1 protein-coding gene is annotated in these 589 nt (G+C 63.8%); it reads right to left on the bottom strand.

Features of this window, described 5'->3' with window-relative positions:
* The coding region (locus tag AC1DTN_RS38525; RefSeq protein ID WP_477925465.1) for a TauD/TfdA dioxygenase family protein at positions 1 to 556 on the bottom strand (556 nt) is incomplete at its 3' end.
* Positions 557 to 589: the final 33 nt, after the last annotated feature.

The raw sequence follows: 589 nt of genomic DNA, 5'->3' as shown, positions 1-589 counted from the left end.
CCGCCGGATGGATCTGCTCGCGATCGCCGGCTTCGATGTCGATATCGGTGCGCGCATTGACCGAGCTGAACTTCTTCTTCTGCGCGTGATAGGCCGAGCCGTAGATGCGCGTCGCGCTGTGAACGACGTTGAGCCCGTCGAGTATCGAGCGCATCTTGGGCGACAGCGTTTCGTATGCGGCATACATGCTCAGAAAGCCGGTGTCGCCGCCGAACTCAGGCACCGTGACCGCGCGCATGATCACCGCGGCCGGCGGCGACTCGAAGTAGGTGCTGTCCGAATGCCAGCTTTCGCCGATCACGCGGCTGTTGTCGTCGCCGTCGCGCTTGATGATGTGGATCTGCTCGTGGCCCTCGACCGACAGCAGCTGCGGCATCGCCATCAGCGGACCGAAGCGCTCGCTGAAAGCCAGATGCTGATCGTGCGTCAACGGCTGGTTCGGAAAGTAGACGACGAGGCAGTCGGCGAAGGCCTGCCGCACCTCTTGCCAGGTCTCCTCGTCGAGCGGGCGGGTCAGGTCGAGGCCATGGATCTCGGCGCCGATGGTGCTGTTCATCGGGCGGACCTCGATGCGCTTGAACTTGAGGGG

It is taken from the genome of Rhizobium sp. 01T444 (genome assembly GCF_056398305.1).
This window is presented reverse-complemented; position numbering and strand designations above follow the sequence as displayed.